The 22,354-nt window shown below is 69.4% G+C and carries 17 protein-coding genes and 1 pseudogene; 3 read left to right on the top strand and 15 right to left on the bottom strand.

Going from position 1 to position 22,354, the window contains the following annotated elements:
- Positions 1-134 precede the first annotated feature (134 nt).
- Positions 135-914, bottom strand: a complete 780-nt coding sequence (locus ACFXJL_RS10805) for a beta-glucanase (RefSeq protein ID WP_384640868.1) — start codon at positions 912-914, stop codon at positions 135-137.
- 341 nt (positions 915-1,255) lie between these two features.
- Here ACFXJL_RS10805 and ACFXJL_RS10800 point away from each other — a divergent pair, with 341 nt between their 5' ends.
- Positions 1,256-2,047: a VOC family protein gene (locus ACFXJL_RS10800; RefSeq protein WP_384691110.1), complete on the top strand. Its 792-nt coding sequence runs from the start codon at positions 1,256-1,258 to the stop codon at positions 2,045-2,047.
- A gap of 204 nt (positions 2,048-2,251) precedes the next feature.
- Here ACFXJL_RS10800 and ACFXJL_RS10795 read toward each other — a convergent pair whose 3' ends face one another.
- From ACFXJL_RS10795 to ACFXJL_RS10780, 4 genes are all read right to left on the bottom strand, one after another.
- On the bottom strand, positions 2,252-4,213 hold the full coding sequence (locus ACFXJL_RS10795; RefSeq protein ID WP_384691107.1) for a ricin-type beta-trefoil lectin domain protein: 1,962 nt from the start codon (positions 4,211-4,213) through the stop codon (positions 2,252-2,254).
- A 499-nt stretch (positions 4,214-4,712) separates the two neighbouring features.
- Positions 4,713-6,884, bottom strand: coding sequence for an ABC transporter permease (locus ACFXJL_RS10790; RefSeq protein WP_384691104.1), 2,172 nt, complete (start codon positions 6,882-6,884; stop codon positions 4,713-4,715).
- Positions 6,885-7,001: 117 nt separating this feature from the next.
- A complete protein-coding gene (gene modA, locus ACFXJL_RS10785) occupies positions 7,002-7,811 on the bottom strand; it encodes a molybdate ABC transporter substrate-binding protein (protein WP_358881189.1) in 810 nt (269 codons plus the stop codon).
- 222 nt (positions 7,812-8,033) lie between these two features.
- Entirely contained in the window at positions 8,034-8,435 is a 402-nt protein-coding gene (locus ACFXJL_RS10780; protein WP_329027458.1) for a helix-turn-helix transcriptional regulator, read from the bottom strand.
- A gap of 245 nt (positions 8,436-8,680) precedes the next feature.
- Between ACFXJL_RS10780 and ACFXJL_RS10775 the strand changes: the two genes are divergently transcribed.
- Entirely contained in the window at positions 8,681-9,709 is a 1,029-nt protein-coding gene (locus ACFXJL_RS10775) for a S66 peptidase family protein (protein WP_358881190.1), read from the top strand.
- 63 nt (positions 9,710-9,772) lie between these two features.
- Here the strand turns inward: ACFXJL_RS10775 and ACFXJL_RS10770 are convergent, their stop codons facing one another.
- From ACFXJL_RS10770 to ACFXJL_RS10760, 3 genes are all read right to left on the bottom strand, one after another.
- Positions 9,773-10,315, bottom strand: coding sequence for a DUF1707 domain-containing protein (locus ACFXJL_RS10770; RefSeq protein WP_358881191.1), 543 nt, complete (start codon positions 10,313-10,315; stop codon positions 9,773-9,775).
- A 243-nt stretch (positions 10,316-10,558) separates the two neighbouring features.
- Complete coding sequence (locus tag ACFXJL_RS10765; protein WP_358881192.1) at positions 10,559-11,767, bottom strand: helix-turn-helix domain-containing protein; 1,209 nt, start codon at positions 11,765-11,767, stop codon at positions 10,559-10,561.
- Positions 11,764-12,000 (bottom strand): hypothetical protein, encoded by a 237-nt coding sequence (locus ACFXJL_RS10760; protein WP_358881193.1) that lies wholly within the window; start codon positions 11,998-12,000, stop codon positions 11,764-11,766. The genes ACFXJL_RS10765 and ACFXJL_RS10760 overlap by 4 nt, the downstream gene beginning before the upstream one ends.
- A gap of 105 nt (positions 12,001-12,105) precedes the next feature.
- Here ACFXJL_RS10760 and ACFXJL_RS10755 point away from each other — a divergent pair, with 105 nt between their 5' ends.
- Complete coding sequence (locus ACFXJL_RS10755; protein WP_384691098.1) at positions 12,106-13,317, top strand: M20 family metallopeptidase; 1,212 nt, start codon at positions 12,106-12,108, stop codon at positions 13,315-13,317.
- Between the two features lie 377 nt (positions 13,318-13,694).
- Here the strand turns inward: ACFXJL_RS10755 and aroC are convergent.
- The 7 genes and pseudogenes from aroC to ACFXJL_RS10720 form a co-directional block, all read right to left on the bottom strand.
- A pseudogene (gene aroC, locus ACFXJL_RS10750) lies at positions 13,695-14,891 on the bottom strand (chorismate synthase); the annotation flags it as partial.
- 112 nt (positions 14,892-15,003) lie between these two features.
- Positions 15,004-15,804, bottom strand: coding sequence for a sulfite exporter TauE/SafE family protein (locus ACFXJL_RS10745; protein WP_358881792.1), 801 nt, complete (start codon positions 15,802-15,804; stop codon positions 15,004-15,006).
- Complete coding sequence (locus ACFXJL_RS10740; protein WP_384691095.1) at positions 15,801-17,078, bottom strand: zinc-binding dehydrogenase; 1,278 nt, start codon at positions 17,076-17,078, stop codon at positions 15,801-15,803. Before ACFXJL_RS10740 ends, ACFXJL_RS10745 begins: the two co-directional genes overlap by 4 nt.
- Positions 17,075-17,986 (bottom strand): ABC transporter permease, encoded by a 912-nt coding sequence (locus ACFXJL_RS10735; protein ID WP_329018338.1) that lies wholly within the window; start codon positions 17,984-17,986, stop codon positions 17,075-17,077. Before ACFXJL_RS10735 ends, ACFXJL_RS10740 begins: the two co-directional genes overlap by 4 nt.
- 9 nt (positions 17,987-17,995) lie before the next feature.
- A complete protein-coding gene (locus ACFXJL_RS10730; RefSeq protein ID WP_384691092.1) occupies positions 17,996-19,138 on the bottom strand; it encodes an ABC transporter permease in 1,143 nt (380 codons plus the stop codon).
- Positions 19,135-20,892, bottom strand: a complete 1,758-nt coding sequence (locus ACFXJL_RS10725) for an ATP-binding cassette domain-containing protein (protein ID WP_358881789.1) — start codon at positions 20,890-20,892, stop codon at positions 19,135-19,137. The genes ACFXJL_RS10730 and ACFXJL_RS10725 overlap by 4 nt, the downstream gene beginning before the upstream one ends.
- Positions 20,867-21,976, bottom strand: coding sequence for a BMP family ABC transporter substrate-binding protein (locus ACFXJL_RS10720; protein ID WP_384691089.1), 1,110 nt, complete (start codon positions 21,974-21,976; stop codon positions 20,867-20,869). Before ACFXJL_RS10720 ends, ACFXJL_RS10725 begins: the two co-directional genes overlap by 26 nt.
- Positions 21,977-22,354 lie beyond the last annotated feature (378 nt).

Here is a 22,354-nt window from a genome sequence, read left to right as displayed (position 1 = left end):
GGGGGGGCCGGCCCGGCCCTTCGGTGGGGGGGGGGGGGGGGGGGGGGGGGGGGGGCCCCGCCCGCGCCGCCCCCCGCCCCCCCCCCACCCCCGTGTCCGGGCCCCTGTTCGCGCCCGGGGGCGTCCGAGGGGCTTCAGGGGCGGTAGACGTGGAGGTACTCCACCTCGAAGGACATCTCCGAGGTGTCGGGGGTGGGTGCCGGGTGGTAGCGCCCGGCACAGACCGAGAGATTGACGATCAGATAGGCGCGCCAGCGTCTGCCCACTCCACGGTGATCCGCGAAGACGCGTACGCCGTTGACCCACCAGACCACCGAGCGGGTGCCGAACTCCACCCGCAGGTCGACCCAGCCCCCGGGGCCGATCGAGGGGTCTCGGTAGTACCGGTGGCTGCCCCTGACCCGGTTGGACAGTTCCAGCAGATCGGGGTTGTCGGGGTGGTACTCGAAGATGTCGATCTCCTGGTCGCCGTCGAGCCAGGTCCAGATCGCGGGCCACGCCCCGAGCACGTCGGGCAGTCGGACCCGGGCCTCCAGCGCATCACCGGCCCGGACCATGAACCCCTCGTTGCTGCCTTCGGTGGTCAGCAGCCCGGCGTCCCACAGTCCGTCGGGGCGGCGGGTGGCCCGGAAGGTGCCGGCGCGGCTGTAGGCCGGGTCGGGCACCAGGTAGTCGAGTTTGTTGTCCCCGGGATTGGTGGGGCCGCCGCGGGGATAGGCCCAGGAGCGGCCGGCGACCCATTGTGCGGTGGAGGTGAAGTCCGCGGTGAAGACCGGGGGCTCTGAATCCGGTACGCGCGCGGCCTTCGGTGGGCCGGCCGTGTCGGCGCCGCCCGCGGCCGTGTCGGCAGTGGTGTCCGCACCGCCGACTCGTCTCCCTATCCGTGTGAGCCAGTTGAGAAGGTCAGTGAGCACGGCACTCCTCCCGTTGCGGGGAACCCCTGGAGCGGTTCTGCCCCTCCGGAGGCCGCATATGCCGCCAGTCTCACTGAAAGTGATTTACACGTTACAGACAGCAACGCACAAAGTTTCGAGGGCGTCCCCCGTCAGGGCATCGCGACCGCCTCGGCGACCACCCCGAGACAACCAAGATCACATTTGTGCGAATTTTGTTCGAATACTCGATTCGGCGCGCGTCTCCGCGCTACGGCCCCTAGCGTGAAGAGAGGGACCCTGACCCCGAGCCGGCCGAGACACCCGAGCGATCCGTGACATCTGAGACACCCGAGGCATCAGACACGAGAGGCGGCACCCCCATGTCCGTACGACCGGACGGCACTCCCTGTTGGGTCGACGCGATGTTCCCCGACATCGAGGCCGCCAAGAACTTCTACGGTCAACTGCTGGGCTGGACCTTCAATGACCCGGTCGAGGAGTTCGGCGGCTACACGACGGCGTTCTCGAACGGGAAATCCGTGAGCGGCCTCATGCCCGCCATGCCGGGAGTGGACGCTCCCCCGGCTTGGAACCTCTACTTCGCCACGGCCGACGCCGACGCCACCGCCGCAAAGATCCAGGCGAACGGCGGCACGCTCGTCGTGGAGCCCATGGCCGTCGGGAACCTCGGCACCATGGTCGTTGCGACGGACCCCACCGGCATCGCCTTCGGCGCCTGGCAACCGGGCGAACACCAGGGATTCGAGACCAAGAACGGGGACCACGGGGCGTACGCATGGTCCGACGTGTGCTCCCGGGACGTGGCCAGGACCGACGCCTTCTTCCCCGCCGTCTTCCCCTTCACCGTGCAGCGCATGGACGAAGAGGGCGTCGACTTCCACCTCTGGAGCGTCGGCGCCGATCCGGCGCTCGGGCGGATGAAGGTCGAGGACGAGTTCCCCTCGGACCTCCCGCCGTTCATCAACGTCTACTTCTCCGTGCCCGAGGCCGACACCGCCGTCGCCAAGGTGATCGAGTTGGGCGGCAAGGTGATCTGGGGGCCGATGGACAGTCCCTTCGGACGGTTCGCGACGGTCGCGGATCCGCAGGGTGCGGTGTTCTCCGTCTTCGACCTGGACAAGCAGACGGGCGAGGTGCCCACGTTCAGTTGACCGCCCCGGACCGTGTGACGGCAGGCCCGGTGACTTCGGGGTGTGGAGGAGCACAACGCCCGGAGGTCAAGAGGCCGCCCGAGTGGGGGCCAACGAGCCGCCATCGGCGAGTCGTACGGACATGCCGAGCGGCGCGGTGGGTCCCGATCCCACCGCGCCGCTCCCTGCGTCCTCCGTGCCCTCCACTCCAAGGGCCGAAGGCGTTCAGGACACCGTGCGCGTCCCTTCCGAGGACGGCGGCAGCCGGGCCGGATGCCGTGCACCCACGACCCCGACCTCAGCCGGGGCGACCGCCCCGGGCCCGAGATGCGTCAACGACGGCCCCGTCGACGGCTGTGTCTGGGGCCGACGGGCCGTGCTGCGCTCCCCCACCGGTCCCACCCCACCCATCACCGTGATCGGATGCTCATCGGCCACGGGTGGCGCCTGCGCGCCCAGTTGGCGCGAGGCGCCCCGCTGCGCCCGGGTGGCGTCCGGCCCGCTCGGAGGAGGAAGCAGCGAGGCTCCGCCTTCGAACGAGTCGGCCGACCGGGTCGGCCGGGGAGGGTCGTTGACCTCTCGGGTGGACCCGACGTTGGCGTTGCCGGGCTTGATCCTCGGAGTGATCACATTGTTGCGGTCGGTCGTCCACTGCTGGTCGTTCGAACCGTCACGGACCTTGACCACGACGGTGGCACCGGCGCTCGGAGCGGCGGGGGCGACGGCGAGCCCCTCGTTCCAGCGCGGGACCAACTGGCCGAGGACAGTCAGGTCGTACCGGATGTGGGAGGCGTCGTTGGCCGTGGTGGCCGGACAGCTCCCGAGGACCGTGACCCCGTCCAGGGCCCGTGAGTTGAGGCAGAGTTCGGGTGCCGCGGCGCTGCGCAACCGCCCGTCCTGCTCATAGACCCACTTCTGGGTCACGGAGGTCGCACAGGCGGCGAGGACCGCATCTGCCCCGGTTGACGCGCGTTGACCTCGAACGTCAAGGCAGAATCCGGATGCGGTGCTGCGCAGTCTGGTGGTGAGCGGGCCCACCGGATGGCCCGCCGCGGAGGTCGCCGACGGATCGGGACCGGCCGGTGGGGCGGCGCCGGGCACCGGATCGGCGGAGATCGTGCCCTCCGGGATCGCATAGCCCGCCATCCCGCCGCCCGCCCACGGTTCGGTGGCGACGGCCGCCACCACCGCGATACCGGTGGCGATCCCCAGACCGGCGACCGCTGCGGTGCGGCCTCGCGGCGAGAGTCCACGTCGGCGGGCCGTGGGCGAGGTGGTCCCGCTGTCGCGGGAGCGCCGTCGGGCGTGGCTGGTCGGCCCGCGCCACTCGACGTCCCTGCTCTGGTGACCCGCCTCGCCCCGACCCGGACGGGAGTCCAGATAGGGCTGGGCGGCCCAACCGAGCATCCCCTCCGCGATCAGCAGGGCCAGCCGGCCGTCCCTGTGGTCCAGTTGCTCCGCCGCGGACCGACAGTGCTGGCAGCGCTCCAGATGCCGCCGGAGGTCCGACAGTACGGCGCCTCCCCGGCGCATGGACACGTCGATGAGGCGGTTGTAGTGCCGGCAATCGTTCTCGGGCGCAAGTTCGAGATGGAAGCGCAGGATGCCTGCTCGAAACATTTTTCGTGCCTGTTCGAGCTGAGCCGGCGCGCCGCGTACATCCATGGCAAGTAAACCGGCCGGTAGCGATATCTCTTCTGCTTCCACCTCCACATGCCAGAGCAGGCATTGCGCGGGCCCGGGCAATGCCTGGAATGCCCGAGCGGTCAGTGTGCGGTTCTCCGCGACCGTAAACATATCGACGGGGACCGTATGTCCGGTCTGCGGATTCCGAAGTTCGGGGAGCGCTGCTATGCGTTCATCGGTCGCCCATCCCTCGGCGATACGACGGGCATGCATCAACAGCATCGGACGGATTGCGGCACTTGATCGGACCTGCCGCAAGTTTTCCAGCGCTTTGCTGAATGCGGCGGTGGCGAGCATGGCCGCCGCTTTCTGGGAAGGTGTGCCGATCGAGGCGTAGTCGAAGACCGGTTCCCAGTGTCGTGCGATCAGTACCGCCACGGAACGGGCCTCGTCCCTACCGTCGTTGGCCCTGAGCGCCGCTGCCAGCCCTTCGTCGGACGCGGCCGAGTCAAGGCCGGTGCGACCGGGTGGAGCGGTGGTATGAGTTCGCGGATTCTGCATAAGAGGTCATTCCATCCTTGGCATTGCAGTGGGGGGTTGGGCAGTGCCGTCCGGACCTGGCCTACGGAACCGTGCTTTCGGTTATTGAGTTCGTTGTGGTCATTGAGTTCACGGCATGCAAGAAAGGGGGTTCGAGCATGTGGTCTATACCGCCAACCAATCAAACGGTTGCGCATTAGCGGCCGTGTTCGGACGTGGGGAAGCTCACCTTCGCACAACCATGTGTTGGGAACAAGAGTCACCAACTCGCCTGGAATCACTGGGGTACTGAGGGGAATTTCGGGCCCGTCAGGCTTGCTCAGAGTTGACCGATTTACTCACGGTCACAGCAGGTAAGGCACAACTATTCGAACATAATTTTTCGAACAGGAGGGGGCGTTCGACGGTCTTCCCGACACCCCTGCGAACCATGGCCATTCGCGGTACACGCACTCGATCCGAACGGCCCCACAGGACTGCCGGACACCTTCCATAGCTCTGCGCTACCGATGATTTCCCGTCATACAGCGACCAGCTCTACCTCGGTCGCCTTGACACTCGTCCAGACGTTCACACCCTCCGCCAGGCCCAGATCGACCGCCGCTGCCGGAGTGATCTCAGCGACCAGGTCGGGTGCCTCGGCCGAGCCGATCAGCACCCGCAGTCGACTGCCGGACGCGGTGATCTCCCGGACCGTGCCGGGCCAGACGTTCCGGGGACTGCCACCGGGCCGCTCCCGGTGCACGGAGACGGCTTCGGGGCCGATGATCGCCAGCGCCTCACGCCCCGCTGGCAGCGGCTCGGCGACGATCAACCGACCGCCGCCGAACAGTTCGAGCCCCTGTTCGGTCGTCGTGCCCGACCAGGCATTGCGGCCCAGCATCCGGGCGACCCAAGGTGATCGGGGATGACGGGTGACCTCCACGGGAGGCGCGTACTGGACGGCCCGGCCCTCATCCAGCACCAGCACCCGGTCGGCGAGCGACACGGCCTCCACCGGGTCATGGGTGACGATCAGACACACCCCGCCGAAACCGGCGAGATGGCCGCGCAACGTGTGCCGGACCCTGGCCCGGGTCGTCTGGTCCAATGCGGCCAAGGGCTCGTCGAGCAACAGCAGTCGGGGGCGGACCGCCAAGGCCCGGGCGAGGGCTACCCGCTGCGCCTGCCCCCCGGAAAGCTGGGCAGGCCGACGCTGAGCAAGGGGTCCCACACCGAGTCGATCCAGCCACATCTGTGCGGAAGTTCGCGCCGCTGTCCGAGAGATGCCATGGGCGCGCAACCCGTACACCGTGTTCCCCAGCGCGCTGAGATGGGGGAAGAGCGCACCGCTCTGCGGAACCCAGGCGACACCGCGGCGATGGGGCGGTAGGGCGCTGACATCGGTATCGCCGAGGTGGAGGACGGCATGGGCACGGTCGGTCAGCCCCAACAGGGCCCGGAGCAAAGTGGTCTTGCCGGCGCCGTTCGGGCCGACGACGGCGATGGTCGTCCCGGGCGGAGCCTCCAGGATGAATCGGGTGAACCCGGTGAGATCCGCGTGGAGCGAGTACGGTTCGGACGGCTCGGCACCGGGCTCCACGGGACGGGGCACCGCTGGCGTTCGGGCCGGATCGTTGCGCTCGTCGGCCGATTTCGGCCCCACAGCCCACGGCAGGGACCCGGGGGTCGCAGTGCCATCGGAGCCCTGGGCAGCCGCAGTGCCCTGGGAACCCCTGGTGTCCACGGTGCCTGGGGAGCCCTCGGAGCTGTGCTCGTCCTGTGGGTCCCCGCTGTCCCTGCTGTCTCCGCTATCCCTGCTGTCGCCTCTGTCCCCTCTGTCCCCTCTGTGCCTACTGTCTCCGCTGTCCCTGCTGCCCTTGCGCGCCTTACTGTCCCGGCCGCCCTCGCGGTCCGCTGTCGCTCCCCCCGTCCAACGGCCCCGTAGCGCGATCAGTACGACCATGGCGATGGCCAGGAGAAGGAGGGAGACCGAGGTGGCGGCGGCTGGTTCGTCCTGGAGGAGGAGGTAGACCTGGAGCGGCAGGGTCTGGGTCGCGCCGGGCAGATTCCCGGCGAAGGTGATGGTCGCGCCGAACTCACCCAGCGCACGGGCCCAGGTGAGAGCGGCCCCCGCGATCAGCCCGGGTGCGGCCATCGGCAGGGTGACGGTGAAGAAGACCCGCACCGGCGATGCCCCCAGCGAGGCCGCGGTCTCCTCATAGCTGGGCCGTAGCCCCCGCAGCGCCCCTTCGAGGCTGATCACCAGAAAGGGCATGGCGACGAAGGTCGCGGCAACGACCGCCCCTGAGGTGTGGAAGGGGAGGACGATCCCGAAGGTGTCCTCCAGCCAGGGCCCGAGCAACCCCCGGCGCCCGAAGCCCAGCAGCAGGGCGACACCGCCGACGGTGGGCGGCAGCACCATCGGCAGCATCACCAGGGAACGGACCAGCACCTTGCCCGGAAAGCTGACCCGCGCCAGCAGCCACGCCAGCGGAACGCCGAGGAGCAGCGACAGACCGAGGGCCCAGAAGGAGACGAACAGCGAGAGCCGCAGCGCCTCGGTGACGGCCGGGCTGGTCAGATGGGTCCCCAACTGGGCCCATTCGGTTCGGGCGAGGATGCCGACCAGGGGGAGCAACAGGAAGGCGACGGCGAGGAGCGCGGGGAGCGCGAGCGCGAGGGGCGCACGGGCGCGGGGGCGGCGGTTCATCCGGATTCTCGGGTCCCTGGGGCGATGGTGCGGAGGGCGGCTGGTGTACGAGGTGTACCCGGTGCGCACCCGTCCGTCCGACTCCACGCGCCGAACGGCCGCGGCTGCGCCGGGAACCTACGGCTGCTGGAATCCGGCCTCCTTGAGGATCTTCTGGGCGGCGGGGGTGCTCAGCCAGGCCACGAACGCGGCGGCGGCCTCGGGGTGCTCGGACGTCTTCAGGGTCGCGGCCGGGTACTCGGCGATGGCGTTCTGGGCATCCGGGATGGTGATGGCGTCCACCTTGTCCGGGGCGGTGGCGGCATCGGTCTGGTAGACGAGCCCCGCGTCGGCCTCGCCGAGTTCGACCTTGCTGAGGACCGCGCGGACGTTGGGCTCCTGGGAGACGGCCTTCACCTTGATCTGCTGGGCGTCGAGGACCTTCTTGCTGTAGCGGCCCACCGGGACCTCGGGCGCCGCGAGGACCACCTTGAGTTTGGTGTCGGCGAGGTCCTTGAGGTCGTCGATCTTGTAGGGATTGCCCTCGGTGGTGGCGATGACGAGTCGGTTCTTCGCGATGACGGTGGGAGTGCCGGTGTCCGAGCCGAGGCCGTCCATGGTCTTGGTGTCGGCGGTGACGAGGGCGTCGGCGGGGGCTCCCTGGCGGACCTGTGCGGCCAGTTCCTGGGAGCCGGCGAAGGAGAAGGTCACCTTGGTGCCGGGATGGTCCTTCTCATAGGCGGCACCGGCCGTCTTGAAGACATCGGTGAGGGAGGCGGCGGCGAGCACGGTGAGCTGGGCTGCGGGAGGGGTGCTCGCGGCGCCGGTCTTGCGGGTCTCGCTGCTCTCCCCGCCGTCGTCACTGCCGCAGGCCGTGAGCGGTACGAGGAGGGCAGCGGCCAGCGTCAGGGAGACGGTGGTGCGTCGTGCGGTGGGGAAGGCAGGCATCGGGGGTGACTCCTGACGATGAGTGGCGGATCAACCGGTCGGTGCCGGCCGTTCTGCGTTGCGATGGGTCTGCGTCGATCGGCCTGTACCAGCCGGTCTTGCCGGTCTGTGTGCGCTGGATCGGCCGGGTGCCGGCCGTTCTGCGCTGATCGGTCAGTGCGGGCCGTTCTGCGCTGATCGGTCCGTGCTGATCGGTCCGCGTCGATGGGCAGGCAGGTGCGTTCAGACCAGGTCGATATGGACGTTGGTCGACTTCACCCGGGCCGTGGCCTGCATACCCACTTCGAGCCCCAACTCCTCCACGGCTTCCCTGGTCAGCAAGGAGACCAGCCGGTGCGGTCCGGCCTGGATCTCGACCTGGGCCGCGACATCGCCGAGCTTGACCGCGGTGACGATGCCCGGGAAGGCGTTGCGGGCGGAGGTGTAGGGCTCCTCTTCATCGCCACCGCTCTGGGCGATCTCGATGGAGAAGGCCGCGAGGTCCCGGCCGTCGATCACCCGTCGACCGTTCTCATCGCGGTGGGTGGCCACCTTGCCGGCGTCGGCCCAGCGGCGAGCGGTGTCGGGGCTGACGCCGAGCAGACGCGCCGCCTGACCAATGGTGTAGGACTGCATATGCGACACCGTAGGCCGATTCGACACGCATTTACAAGATTGGATTACTTCTAGGCTCGCAGATGCGGTTGCCAGGAGTCTCGTGGAGCCTCACTGGTGCACCCCGATCACCCGTGTGGCACACACCGAGATGGCCTCCGGGTACGCCTGGGTCTTCTCGTGCTCGGCCAGCGCCCGGTAGATGAGTGCCTGCCGGCGCAGGGCGTGCCAGAACTCGTTAGGTGCGGCAACAGCGTCGTGTCAGAATCCGGCACATGCCTGTTCGATATCCATCCCCGCTGCGTCCCGGGGACCGCGTCGGCGTCACTTCCCCTTCGAGCGGAGTCCCGAAGGAGCTGCGTGCGCGCCTCGACGTGGCCATCGGCGAGGTGGAGGCCCGGGGATACGAGGTAGTTGTTGGCCGGTGCATGGATGGTGCCGGCCATGTCAGTGCCCCTGCGGCCGACCGCGCCAGCGAATTGATGTCCATGCTGATGGATCCCGGCATCAGGGCGGTGGTACCGCCCTGGGGCGGGGAGACGGCGATCGACCTGCTGCCCCTGCTCGACTGGGAGCGGCTGCGTGACGCCGAGCCGACCTGGCTTGTCGGGTTCTCCGACATGTCGACCATCATCACACCGCTGACCCTCCTGACCGGGATGGCGACCGTGCACGGCAACAACCTGATGGACACGCCCTATCGGGTGCCCGAGGGACTCTTGTCATGGCTCGACATTGCCGCTGCTCCGCAGGGACACAGATTTACCCAGACCCCACCCCACCGCTACCGAGCCACGGGCTGGGACGACTACCGCGCCCACCCGGAGGTACGCGATTTCACGCTCGACACGCCCGGCAGGTGGACCAGGCTGGACGGCGAGGGGGATCTGGAAGTCGAGGGGCGTCTGATCGGGGGCTGTATCGAGATGCTGTGCAACCTCACGGGAACGCCCTACCTCGATGTCTCAGCCTTTGCACAGGCCGAGTCTCCGGAAGGTCTCCTCGTGTATGTCGAAGCAGGAGGCGACGACGCCTTCGCCATCTGTAGGAACCTGCACGGGATGCGACTGGCCGGCTTCTTCGACACGGCGAACGCGATCCTCGTCGCCCGGACAGCGGCACCTGACACCGACTCACTCACCCAGCACCAAGCCGTGCTCGACGCACTCGGCCCCTTGAACGTCCCGATCATCGCCGATGTCGAGTGCGGGCACGTCCCGCCGTACCTGCCCATCGTCAACGGAGCACACGGCCGAGTGGTGCACACCTCAACGCGCAGCGAACTGATCCAGACCCTGGACTAGGTCACGTTCGTCGAGCGGGCCGGTAGAAGTGCCGGCCGGATGGTGCCGCGTCGGACAGGGGCCTCAACGCCTCGCGTGGCGGATCTTCAACCGTCCGAACCCCATGGCCCCGGAGATCCGGATCTGCGGTGCGTCGGGGCGGGAGCTCTGCCGGGCTCTGTAGCGCACGTCCTTCCACCCGGTGTGCAGGCCCTCGACATCGACGATCGCGTCGCGGGGCACCGTGATCCTGGCCCTGCCGGTGCCGAGCTGCAGTTCGATGTCGATCACCGGATGCTCGATGACCGCCCGGGACAGGTCCAAGTGCACCCTTCCGAACGCGGACTCGACCTTGAGGTTCCGCGGGACCCGCCACACACCGCGTCGCTTGATCCGTCCGCTGGCGACGGCGATGGTGGATGAGGTGGCCGCCTTCTGTGCGGGGAGCGCGGCCAGTGCCGGCGCCAACTCGCCGCGCGTCCTGGCGGTGAGGGCGCGCTGAAGGCGTTCGTCCAACTCCTCGTGCGAGATGTGCCCTTCGGCGTACGCCTCCTGGAGTCGCTCCACGGCCTTGTCGCGGTCGTCGTCTCCGAGCATGCGTGTCGGGTCTTCCGGCGGGGAGGTCACCTGGTGACTTTAATGCGGTGCGGGCGATACGGAGGGGCCAAGTGCCACAACAGCTGGCGGACTCATCCGACGGGGGCAGCCATGGACAAGGCGGTTACGGACGAGGCTTCCGATGGGAGGCCGAAGGGGAGGGCCGATGGTTCAGCAGCCATGGGAGGGTTCAGCGGCACGGCCCGGGTCGCCCGGGCCGACACCTCCGCCGCCCAGAGCACTGGCCGCCCCCGAAGACTCTGCGCGATTGCGTCAGCTGGGATAGAGCGGAGAGGAACCGTTTCCCCTGCGGCTGGTCTTGTCCTCGCCCAGCACCGAGAGCAGTTCCCTCGCGGTCAGGGCCGCCTGGAGGCGCAGCGTCACCTCGGGGTCGAGCGGATTGGCGTCGAGGAGTTCCCTGATCTGTCCCACCCGATAGCCGACCGAGTTGCGGTGGAGGTGGAGGAGTTCCGCGACGGCCGCCCGACTGCCCTTGGTCGCGAGCCAGGCGCTCAGGGTGTTCACCCACTCCTCGCGCTCCAGGATCGGTCCGAGGTGCTGCTCGACGAATGCCTGTAGCCGCTCCGGCGAGACGCCGAAGAGCAGTTGGGCCAGGCCGAGCGAGGAGAACTTCAACTCCACCTCCCCGGGGCGTCGGCGCAGGAGGCCGAGGACGGTTTCGGCGTCCCGGAAGGAGCGGGAGGTCTCCCGTACGTCGGAGACGATCGGGCCTGCGGCGGCAAGGACCATCTCCTCGCCAACCATGCCTTGGAGACGGACCCTGATCCGGGAGATCTCCCGGTCGATGTCGCCCTCCAACACGGCGAGCCCGAACTGTCCGTCCTGTCGTACGGGCATCTCCAACCAGGACAGCGCCGTCGACCAGGTGCGCTGATTGGGCCCCCCGTAGGCGAAGACCACCGCTGCATGGGGGCGGTCGAGCCGCAGGCCGAACCGGGCGGCCGTCCGCAGCACCTCCGCGTGGTTGCGCAGGGCACCGAAGCGCAGTTCGTCGATGAGCCGGCCGGCGGTCTCGGTGGAGGCGGCGGCCACCGCGTCCCGTCGGATCGCCTCGATGGCTATGGCGGTGGAGGCCGCCCGCAGGATCAGATCGTCGTCCTGGTTGGCCTGGCCCTCCGCACCGCCGAGGAGCAGCAGGCCGACCCGGCGTTCACCGGCGCGGACCGCCCGCGCGGTGCCGTGCCACCCCGGCTCACACGTGATCGTGGCGCACCCGTCCTGTGCGAAGACCTGGGCCACGCTCACGGGTGTCATCGCCGTCGTGCCGTCGTCGGTCGCGGCCAGCACCCCGCCGTGGACGCCCACCAGCCGGGCCGGGCGACCGGTCTGCTGGGCGACCGCACGCAGTACCACCAGCCAGCCGTCGCCGGACAGGGCGAGGTTGTTGAGCTTGCGCTCGAACGCCTCCGCAGCCGCGGGCGTCAGGCGGGGGCGAGCGGTTCTGACAAGGGATTGGCTCATGGTGCTCCGCATTGCTCGGTAAACGGTGCTTCCGGCTGGCCGCGGTGGTGGCCGCGATCGCTGGTGATGTCCGTCATCGCCGGAATCCCCGTATCTGAGTTATCGGTGTTGGTACCCATACCGATACCGGTATCCGGAACGTATCCCGTCGCGTTCGTCTGCGCTACGCCCTTTACCTCCTGAATTACGCGAAGGGTGGCTGTTGCAGCGTCCTGGGTGGACAGCTCCCCCATCACAAACTTCTCAAAGTATGAGGAGTAGGAGTATCGCGGACCCTGCCTGCTTCGTGGCACGATGCCGAAATGTGCGCCGATAACGCAATATCCAATGATCAGAATGTGCCGGGCATTCCGCCTCTCACCGCCCAGAAGGTGCCGGCGCAGGGCGCCACGACCGCCGCGGTGAAGCTGGCCGCGCGGGTGGTGGTGGATCGGGCCGCACCGGACTTGGTGGCGCTCAGCCATCGGCTGCACGCCCATCCCGAACTCGGCTTCGAGGAGGAGCGCGCCTGCGGCTGGCTGGGCGAGGTGCTCGAAGCCCACGGCTTCACCGTGCGCACGGGCGTCTGCGAACTGCCCACCGCTCTCGTCGCCGAGCGCGGCAGCGGGCCCCTGGTGATCGGGATCTGCGCCGAGTACGACGCGCTCCCCGGCATCGGCCATGCCTGTGGACACAACGTCATCGCCTCCGCGGCGGTCACCGCCGCCCTGGCTCTCGGCGCGGTCGCCGATGACCTGGGCATCACCGTACGGCTCCTGGGCACACCTGCCGAGGAGAACGGCGGCGGCAAGGTACTGATGCTGGAGCGCGGCGCGTTCTCCGGCGTCCATGCGGCGATGATGGTGCATCCCGCACCGCGCGAGCGTCTCGATCCGCTCTGTCTGGCCCGGGCGCAGCTCAGCATCCGCTACGACGGACGGGCCGCCCATGCATCGGCCTGCCCGGAGGACGGGCTCAACGCGGCCGACGCGCTGACCGTCGCGCAGGTCGCGCTCGGACTGCTGAGGCAGCACATGACCCCCGACCAGCGGGTCCACGGCATCACCACCACCGGGGGCCAGGTGCCCAATGTGATCCCCGAGCTCACCGAGGCGGCGTACTACGTACGGGCCGCCACCCTGCCCGCGTTGACCGATCTGGAGGCACGGGTCCGCGAGTGCTTCGAAGCGGGGGCGGTGGCGACCCGGACCAAGCTGACGATCGGTTCCACCTCGCCCGCCTACTCCCACTTCCAGCACGATCCCCATCTGTTGGCCGCCTACGAGCGCAACGCCCTGGCACTCGGCCGCACCTTTCCGCCGGTGGGCCCGGCCGATGACCGCCAGGCCGGTTCGACCGATATGGCGAACGTGTCGCTGGCCATTCCGTCCATCCAGCCGCTGGTGTCCATCGGATCGGGCGCGGCAGGGCTCCACCAGGCCGAGTTCGCGCAGTACGCGGCCCGGCCGGAGGCCGATCGCGCACTGCTGGAGGGCGGTTTGGCCATGGCGTGGACGGCGATCGACATGGCTTCGGACAGCCGGGCGCGCGAGCGGCTGCTGTCCGGCTGAGCACCTGCGCGGTGCGCACGGGCGGGGCCCCGTGCGCACCGACGGGACCCCACCCCCGAGCGGACGTTCGCCGTGGCGCGGTCGACCCGTCCCCGGGCAGGACCGGGGGAACACCCCGGGCGACGCACATGCCGCAGGGGCGATGCGCGGTTCGCGCATCGCCTTCGTCGACGTCGTCCTGTCGGTCACGACGATCAGGAGCTCCGCCCCGACCCGTCCGCGCCTTCCGCGTCAGCCTCCGCGTCCGCCGCTTCGACCGGGTCCGCCGGATCCGTCGACTCCGCAGAGCCGTCCGGGCCGGCCGAGGTGTCCGAGGTGTCCGGGCCGCTCGGCTGGTTTGCCACCGAAGGATCCGGCACGATCACCCGGGCCGCCGCGAGGTACGCCTCGACATTGCGACGCGTCTCCCCCACGCTGTCACCGCCGAACTTCTCCAGGACGGCATCGGCCACCACCAGCGCGACCATGGCCTCCGCGACCACGCCGGTCGCCGGGACCGCACAGACATCGCTGCGCTGGGCGATCGCCTTCGCCGGGTCCCCGGTGCGGACGTCCACGGTCGACAGTGCGCGCGAGAGGGTGGAGATCGGCTTCATCGCCGCCCGTACGCGCAGCACTTCACCGGTGGTCATCCCGCCTTCGATACCACCGGTCCGCTCGGTGATCCGACGCACTTCGAGCCGTCCCGGTGTGCCGCCGACGCCCTCGATCTCGTCGTGGGCGACCGAGCCGCGGCGCGCGGCGGTGGTGAATCCGTCGCCGACCTCCACGCCCTTGATCGCCTGAATGCCCATCAGGGAGGCCGCGAGCCGTGAGTCGAGGCGGCGGTCCCAGTGGACATGGCTGCCCAGGCCCGGTGGGAGTCCGTAGACGACGACCTCCACCACACCGCCGAGCGTGTCGGCGTCGGCGTGGGCCTCGTCTATCTCCGTGTCCATGGCGGCCGAGGTCGCCGGGTCCAGGCAGCGCACGGGGTCGGCGTCCACCGCGTCCCGCGAACCGCGCACCGGGACCAGCCCGTCGGGCAGGGCCACGGCCCCGATCCGCACCACATGGCTGATCACTTCGGCGTCGAGCACCTGACGCAGGAACGCCTGGGCCACCTCGCCGAGCGCCACCCTCGCCGCGGTCTCCCGGGCACTGGCCCGCTCCAACACCGGGCGGATGTCCTCGAAGTCGTACTTCTGCATCCCCGCGAGGTCGGCGTGACCGGGGCGCGGGCGGGTCAGGGAGGCGGCCCGTCCGCGGTCGGGGAAGCGTCCGGGCTCGTCGTAGGGGCGTCCGTCCTCGTCCGCCGGTTCCGGGGACATCACCTCGCACCACTTGGACCACTCGGTGTTGGCGATCCGGACCGCGACGGGACCGCCCATGGTCCGGCCGTGGCGCACGCCTCCGTTGATCTCCACCTGGTCGCGCTCCAGCAGCATCCGCGCCCCGCGGCCCTTGCCGAGCCGGCGTCTGGCCAGCGCGTCGGCCAGGTCCTTGGTCGAGATCTCCACCCCGGCGGGCATGCCTTCCAACACCGCGGTCAGTGCGGGTCCATGGGACTCACCCGCTGTCAGCCAACGCAGCATGTTCCTTGCCTTTCGTCGTCGTACATCCGCACGTACCTCCTCCGGTTGCCGGCGTCTGCGTCCGGTGAGCCGTTGCGATCGCCCCGGTCGACAGTCCGGGGGAGTCGGTGGCTCAGGTCAGCAGCAGCGCCACCCCCGCCACCGTGCCCACCGTGACCACCACGGCGCGCAGTACGGACGCGGGCACCCGGCGCCCGAGCGCGGCACCGAGCAGACCGCCCGGTATCGAGCCCAGGGCCACCAGCAGCACCGGCAACCAGGCCACGTCCGCGGTGAGTGCGAACAGCACCGCAGCGACCAGGTTGACCAGTGCTTGGAGAAGGTTCTTGAGGCCGTTGAGGAGACGGAGGTCGTCATCGAGGACGATGGCGAGCTGGGCCAGCAGCAGCACGCCCTGGGCTGCGCCGAAGTAGCCCCCGTACACGCTGACGGCGAAGACCGAGAGCGGCAGCAGTCTGCCGACCGTGCGCGGGGCGGCGACCGCCGTGACGCCGGTGGTGGCGGCCAGTTGCCCGGCCGCTCGGCTTCGGCGGTTGGCGACCAGTCGGGTCAGCCGGGGTTGGAGGGCCATCAGCAGCGCGGCGAGCAGCACCAGGAGCGGGACGACCGCGCGGAAGGAGTCGGCGGGCAGGCTGAGCAGCAGCAGTCCGCCGGCCAGCCCGCCGAGCACGGCGGCGATGGAGAGCGGGAGCAGTCGGTCCTTCTGGGCCAGGAGTTCGCGACGGCAGCCGAGGGCACCGCTGATCGACCCCGGAGTCAGCCCGATCGTGTTGGACACATTGGCGACGACCGGTGGGTAGCCGAGGGCGACGAGCACCGGGAAGGTCAGCAGCGAGCCCGAGCCGACGACGGTGTTGAGCGTGCCGGCGGCGAGGCCGGCAGCCAACACGAGGGCGATCTCCAGGGTGGTCACGAGTGCGTCGGGACCTTGGGCGTTGCGGCCGATTCGGGCTGCGGCGGGGCGGTCGGGGGCCGCTCGTCGATGGCTCGGGGCCGCTCGTCGATGGCTCCTGCGATGCGCCGTCCGATCGAAGAAACCGAAGCGGTCGAAGCGGCCGACGAGGAAACAGCGGGAGTGCTCTTGGACGCCCGTGCGACGGGGTTGGTGCGCTGTCCGGATGACCGGATGGCCGCGTTCCCGGGCAGGAGAACGATCTTGCCCTTGGTCTCTCCGCTCTCCAACCGGTGATGGGCGACGGCGGCTTCCGCGAGGGGCAGCAGGGTGTCCACGACCGGTTCGAGTTCGCCTTCGATGCCGCCACCGTCACCGAAGCAGAAGTCGATCATCGCGCCGAAGTCGGCGAATCCGCAGGAGCCCGCTCCCAACAGGGTGATGCCGCAGTGGAAGGCGTGCGGCAGATGGAAGGCGGCGGTGGCTCCGGTCGTGTCCCCGCAGAAGACGAGCCGGCCGCGCAGCCGCAGCGAGTGCAGCGAGGCTTGGAAGAGCGCGGGGCCGACGTGGTCGAGTACGAGGTCGACCCCGGTCCCGTCGGTGAGTTCACGGGCGCGGGCGGCGACGTCCTCGGTGCGGTTGTTGATGGTGGCGTGCGCGCCGATCTGTGCCATGTGGGCGAGCTTTTCGTCGGAGCCCGAGGTGACGATGACCCGGGCGCCGATGCGACGGGCGATGTGAACGGCCGCCATGCTCACTCCGCTGCCACCGCCGTGGACCAGTACGGTCTCGTCGGCGCGCAGTTCACCGCGGACGACGAGGGCCTGCCAGGCCATGCCGTACGCGGTCGGCAGTGCGGCGGCGGCGACATGGCTGGTGCCGGGTGGCAGGACATGGGTGTGCGTGGCGGGTACGACGACGAGTTCGGCGTACCCGCCCGGTCGGTTGCCGCCGATGATCTGGACGTGCGAGCAGTAGGCGTCCTGCCCGATGGTGCATTGGGCACAGGTGCCGCAGGCGACACCGGGGTTGACGACGACCCGGTCGCCGATGTGCCGGCCATTGACTCCCGGGCCGAGGCCGATGATGTCCCCGGAGATGTCCATGCCCGGGATGTGCGGGAGGCTGAAGCCCGGCAGCACCCCCGGCCCCTGCCGCTGGAGCAGGTCGAGCCGATTGACCCCCGCCGCCCGTACGGCGATCAGGACCTCGCCGGGACCGGGCTCGGGATCGGGCAGTTCGCGGAGCTCAAGGGTGCTGGGCCCGCCGTGGCGGGTGTGCATGACGGCTTTCACGCGGTCCCCCGGACGAAGGGAATGCCGAGGGCGCCGGGCGCCCGATGGCTCTTGGCAAGGAACATCATCGCGAGCAGCGCCAGGAGATAGGGCGCGGCGATGAGGAGTTGGGCGTTGAGCTGGAGGCCGAGCGCGGGCAGCGCGAGCCGCATGGCGTCGGCGGCGCCGAAGACCAGACAGCCGGTGATGGTGCCACGCAGGGTCCAGCCGCCGAAGATGACGGCCGCGATGACGACGAAGCCACGGCCCGCGGTCATGTTCTGGTTGAACATGCCCACTTCGCCGACGGCGAGGTAGGCGCCGCCGAGTCCGGAGAGCACCCCGCAGATCAGCAGTGCCTGCCGGCGGCGCTTGCGGACGTCGATTCCGGTGACGTCGGCGGACTGCGGATTCTCGCCGGCTGCGCGCAGCTCCAGCCCGAAGCGGCTGCGTTGGACGAGCCACCAGACGAAGGGGATGAGCACGATCAGCAGATAGACGGGCCAGCGGTGGGAGAAGAGGACGGGCCCGAGGAGTGGTATGTCGGAGATGTAGGGGATGTTGACGGCGTTGACCTGGTTGTTGGCGTCCAGCTTGACCGAGTCGAGGAGGAAGCTGGTGAGCCCGAGGACCAGGGCGCTCAGGACCAGGCCGACGACATAGGTGTTGACGCCCAGTCGATGGCTGAACTGGGCGTGGACGAAGCCGATGATCAGGCCCGCCACCATGCCGAAGATCAGGCCGGTGGACGCCGAGTCGGTGATGGTGGCTCCGAGTACGGCGCTGAAGGCACCGCCGAGCATCATGGCCTCGACGGAGATGTTGATGGTGCCGGCCCGCTCGGCGATGTACTCGCCGCAGGCCGCGAAGGCCAGGGGCACGGTGAGCCGTACGGCGCTGGCGAGGATCACGGATGCCTCGTCGATCATGATGCCTCCTCAGGCGTCCGTGGTACGGGCGACTCGGCGCCGCTGGATCTCGGCGAAGGCCGTGGGGAAGACGACGGCGAGGACGAGTAGGGCCGTGACCACGGCGACGATGTAGCGGGGGATGCCGGTGGAGGCGAGGAATCCGCCACCGGCGCGCAGTGCGCCGAAGAACAGGGCGACGGGAATGGCGCGGAGCGGGTTGTCCTTCGCGACGAGGGCGACGAGGAGTCCGTCGAAGCCCACGTTGTCGGCGAAGCCGTCCTGGATGCGGTAGCCGCTACCGGTGAGCATGGCACCGCCCGCGAGTCCGGCGAACCCACCGGATGCGAGGAGCGCGCCACCGCCGACGACCACTGCGCCGACGCCGGCCCGGTGGGCGGTCTTGGCGTTGAGGCCCAGCAGTCGGATGCGGAAGCCCCAGCGGCTGCGGGTCAGGGCGAGGTAGACGCCGACGGCCAGTAGTGCGGCGATGAAGATGCCGGCGCCGATGTTGAAGCCGGGGTACTCGCCGAAGCGGGGCAGCCAGACCGATTCGCGGAGCATGTCGGACTGGGAGGCGGTGGTCTGGCCGGCGACGGCCTGCTCTCGCAGGAGGTAGGGCCGGTTGACGGCGAAGGAGACGACCTGGTTGGCGACGAAGATCAACAACAGGGTGGCGATGACGACGTCGACGCCGCGCCAGTAGTAGAGGACTGCGGCGATGGAGGCCCACAGCGCGCCGCCGATCGCGGCGCAGAGCAGGATCATCGTCAGGACGAACCAGCCGGGGCCGGGCATGAACAGTCCCACCGAGGCGCCGACGGCGGCCCCGATGATCAACTGCCCTTCCTGGCCGATGTTGAAGATGCCGGCCCGGGCGGCGATCACCGATCCGATGGCGACCATCAGCAGGGGCGCGGCCTGGTCGATGCTCTGGCCGACCGAGGAGCCGCTGCCGAGGCTGCCCTCGTACATGGCGACGGCCGCGTCCACCGGGGACTTGCCGACGACGGCGACGAGGAGTCCTGCGATGCCGAAGGCCAGGGAGAGGGAGAGTGCGTAGAGGGCCGGGGTCCGCAGTCGCTGGGTGATCGGCGGCCGGGTCCGGGGTGCCACGGGGCCCGGGGGCCCCGCGGTGCGGGCGGCATGCGGGGCCTCAAGGAGCTTGGTCATGCGTGCTGGCCTCCCATCATCATGCCGAGGCGCTCGACGTCGACGTCGGAGCGGTTCATCTCGCCGACGATCGTTCCGCGGTGGATGACCGCTATCCGGTGGGAAAGGGTGAGGATCTCGCTGAGTTCGGTGGAGAGCAGCAGTACGGCGATGCCGCTCTTGGCTGCTTCGTGGAGGCGCTCGGTCATGTACTCGATGGCGCCGATGTCGAGGCCGCGCGTGGGCTGGGCCGCGACCAGCACCCGGGGGCGGGCGGAGAGTTCGCGGGCGAGGACGACCTTCTGTTGGTTGCCGCCCGACAGGAGCCGCATGGGCGTGTCGGGCGAGGGGGTGGCGATCTCGAACTCCTCGATGAGGGCGCGGGCCCGCTCGTTGAGTCGACCGCGGCTGAGGAAGCCGCGTTTGCTGATGCCCTGGAGGTCGGCGAGGACAAGGTTCTCGGCGACGCTCATGTCGAGGACGCAACCGGAGGCGTGACGGTCCTCGGGGATGACTCCGACACCGGCGGCGTGCATGGCTCCGGCTCGGCCGGCGGCCACGGCGGAGCCGTTGACCTCGACGGTGCCGGAGGTGAGCGGGAGCAGGCTGGAGAAGAGGTCGCCGACGGCGGCTTGTCCATTGCCCTCGACCCCGGCGATGCCCAGGATCTCCCCGGCGCGCAGTTCCAGGCTCAGTCCGCGCAGCAGGGGGATCTTCTCGGGGCTGACGGCGTGGGCGTCCTTGATGCGCAGGAGTACGGCCGTGGGCTGTGGGTCCGGGGTGGCCGCGGCAGGGGTGCCCCCGGAGGGGTCCGCCGCCACGGACCCCTCCGGTACCGAATCCTGTGCTGCCGGTGGCTCGGAGGCCGACGGCTCATCGGCAGTCGTCGGCTCCTGGGCCACTTCGAGGTGCGGACCGCTCACCGGCTCGGTCTGGCCCGGCTCGATCAGTGCGTCCATCACACCGACCGCGGTGGCCGCCGTCCACTTGGACAGTTCGCGGCCCACCATCTCGCGGGCCAGGGCCCGTTCGTCGGTCTCGGCCGTGATCCTGCGGCCCACCACCCGGCCCTGCCGCATGATGGTGACCTTGTCGGTGGCATGGATGATCTCATCGAGCTTGTGGCTGATGAGGATCACGGCCTTGCCCTCGTCGGCGACCACCCGGCGCAGCACGGTGAACAGGTCCCGTGACTCCTCCAGGGTGAGCACGGAGGTCGGCTCGTCGAGGACGAGGACGTCCGGGTTCCGCCGCAGGCACTTGACGATCTCCACGCGCTGTCGTTCGCCGGTGGACAGGTCCTCCACCCTGGCGTCCGGGTCGACGGCGAGGCCGTAGCGTTCGCCGACTTCCCTGACGACGGTGCGGATCTGGTCGCGGTCTACGCCGCCTCGGTCCCCGAGGGCGATGTTCTCCCAGACGGTGAGCCTGCCCACCAGGCTGAAGTGCTGGTGGACCATGGCGATGCCGCGGGCCGCCGCGGTGAGCGGGTCGGAGATCATCTCGGGCTTGCCGCGCAGGACGATCTGCCCGGCGTCGGGGGTGACCAGTCCGAGGAGGACCTTCATCAGGGTGCTCTTGCCCGCGCCGTTCTCGCCGAGCAGACCGTGGATCTCTCCGGCCGCCACATTGAGGTCGACGTCACCGCAGGCGCAGACGGGCCCGAAGCTCTTGCTGATGCCGACCATCTGGAGGACGGGCGTGTCCGTCTCCGCCGTGCCCACCGTGGTGAGGGCCGGTGCGATGGGGCTACTGCTTGCCGGCGACGGCGTCATCGACGTTCAGCCTTCCGCTGCCGATGTCCTCCATGAGCTTCTTGAGCTGCGCCTCCTGATCGCCCTTCGGCTCGCAGAGCTTGACGTAGGGCACGGGGTCCTTGCCCAGGTGCCATTCACGGGCGACGCCCATGCGCAGGGTGCCCGCCTTGAAGTCCTTGAGCGCTCCGGCGAAGTAGGCGCCGGGGCTGAAGACGACGGAGATCGCGTACTTCACTCCGCTGGAGTCGCCGCAGCGGTCGGTGCCCGGGGTCAGGGCGGGAACGCCCTTCTTGTTGGCGATCCGGGTCACCGAGTCGGTGGCACCGCCGAGATAGGGGTAGATCACCTTGACGCCCTGGGAGAGCTGGGCGTTGGCGGCTTCGTTGGCCTTGCCGGAGTCGTTGAAGTCACCGGTGTAGTTCTCGATGAGTTCGGCGTCCGGGACGACGGCCTTGATGCCGGCCCTGAACGCCTTGGCTACGGCACGGGCGAAGTCCAGGTCGGGGCCGGTGATGTAGCCGGCCTTCTTGCCGCCGTTGTCCTTGAGGACGAGTCCGGCCGCGTATCCGGCGGCGTAGAGGCTCTCGTTGATGAAATCGAGGGACTGGGTGAACTCCGGGGTCTGCTTCACGCCCATGCCACCGCTGATGTACCAGGTGACGCCCTTGCACTGGGGTTCTGTGGAGGCGGAGAGCGCGTCCTTGAGTTCGCTGGCGCCGATCGCGACCATGTCGACGCGCTGCCGACAGAGGTTGCGTGCCTGCTGCACCGCGGCGGCCGGGTTGATCTTGTCGACGATGGTGAGCTTCCAGCCGTTCTCATCGGCGAACTTCTGTGATTCGTCGACGAAGCTCTGGTAGTAGCCCTTGTCCTTGGTGTCGCCGGGGCTCATCACACCGATGACGACCTTGCCGTCACCGTTCACATCGGGCTCGCCCTTGGGCAGGGTGCCGGCCTGGGCACCCGTTACGGCCTTGGTGCCCTTCTCGGCGGCCTTGGTCGCTTCCTTCTTGGGACCGTCAGTCTGGGGGTCTCCACAGGCGGTCAGCATCAGTCCTGGTACGACGACCAGTCCTGCGACGGCTCTCAGCATTCTCTTCATGGCAGTGTCTCCAGACGACTCGGCGCGGATCAGGCATCTCGTACGGCGGCCTGTGAACCGGTCGCTCCGCCGTCGGCGACGGAGCGGATGAGGGTGTGGACGGTGCCGGCACCGCGCCGGTGGTCGTCCATCGGTCCTGTGGTCGTACGTGTGTGCTGCGGGAGTTGCAGGAGTGGGGGGAGCCACTGGTTCCGTCGGATTCATCGGATCGACGGGGCCGCGGCCCGAAATCAGGGGTGTGGCTGTGTCGCTGTGTTGCTGATGTGCGGTGGTGCTGATGTGCGGTGTTGCTGTGTTGCTGATGTGCGGTGGTGCCGGTGTGGTGCCTCCTGGCCGGGGAGCACCCGATGCACCCCTGTGCGGAGTGGGCGGGGTGTA

The organism is Streptomyces sp. NPDC059256, assembly GCF_042753785.1.
Classification (GTDB): domain Bacteria; phylum Actinomycetota; class Actinomycetes; order Streptomycetales; family Streptomycetaceae; genus Streptomyces.
The sequence above is the reverse complement of the archived record's forward strand: the minus strand, read 5'-3'. Positions and strand labels throughout refer to the sequence as shown.

Excerpts from the sequence above, each read along its gene's own strand:
- ACFXJL_RS10800 (WP_384691110.1), top strand. The coding sequence starts at position 1,256 with ATGTCCGTACGACCGGACGGCACTCCCTGTTGGGTCGACGCGATGTTC.
- ACFXJL_RS10795 (WP_384691107.1), bottom strand. The coding sequence starts at position 4,213 with ATGCAGAATCCGCGAACTCATACCACCGCTCCACCCGGTCGCACCGGC.
- ACFXJL_RS10790 (WP_384691104.1), bottom strand. The coding sequence starts at position 6,884 with ATGAACCGCCGCCCCCGCGCCCGTGCGCCCCTCGCGCTCGCGCTCCCC.
- modA (WP_358881189.1), bottom strand. The coding sequence starts at position 7,811 with ATGCCTGCCTTCCCCACCGCACGACGCACCACCGTCTCCCTGACGCTG.
- ACFXJL_RS10775 (WP_358881190.1), top strand. The coding sequence starts at position 8,681 with ATGCCTGTTCGATATCCATCCCCGCTGCGTCCCGGGGACCGCGTCGGC.
- ACFXJL_RS10765 (WP_358881192.1), bottom strand. The coding sequence starts at position 11,767 with ATGAGCCAATCCCTTGTCAGAACCGCTCGCCCCCGCCTGACGCCCGCG.
- ACFXJL_RS10760 (WP_358881193.1), bottom strand. The coding sequence starts at position 12,000 with ATGGGGGAGCTGTCCACCCAGGACGCTGCAACAGCCACCCTTCGCGTA.
- ACFXJL_RS10735 (WP_329018338.1), bottom strand. The coding sequence starts at position 17,986 with ATGATCGACGAGGCATCCGTGATCCTCGCCAGCGCCGTACGGCTCACC.
- ACFXJL_RS10730 (WP_384691092.1), bottom strand. The coding sequence starts at position 19,138 with ATGACCAAGCTCCTTGAGGCCCCGCATGCCGCCCGCACCGCGGGGCCC.
- ACFXJL_RS10725 (WP_358881789.1), bottom strand. The coding sequence starts at position 20,892 with ATGACGCCGTCGCCGGCAAGCAGTAGCCCCATCGCACCGGCCCTCACC.
- ACFXJL_RS10720 (WP_384691089.1), bottom strand. The coding sequence starts at position 21,976 with ATGAAGAGAATGCTGAGAGCCGTCGCAGGACTGGTCGTCGTACCAGGA.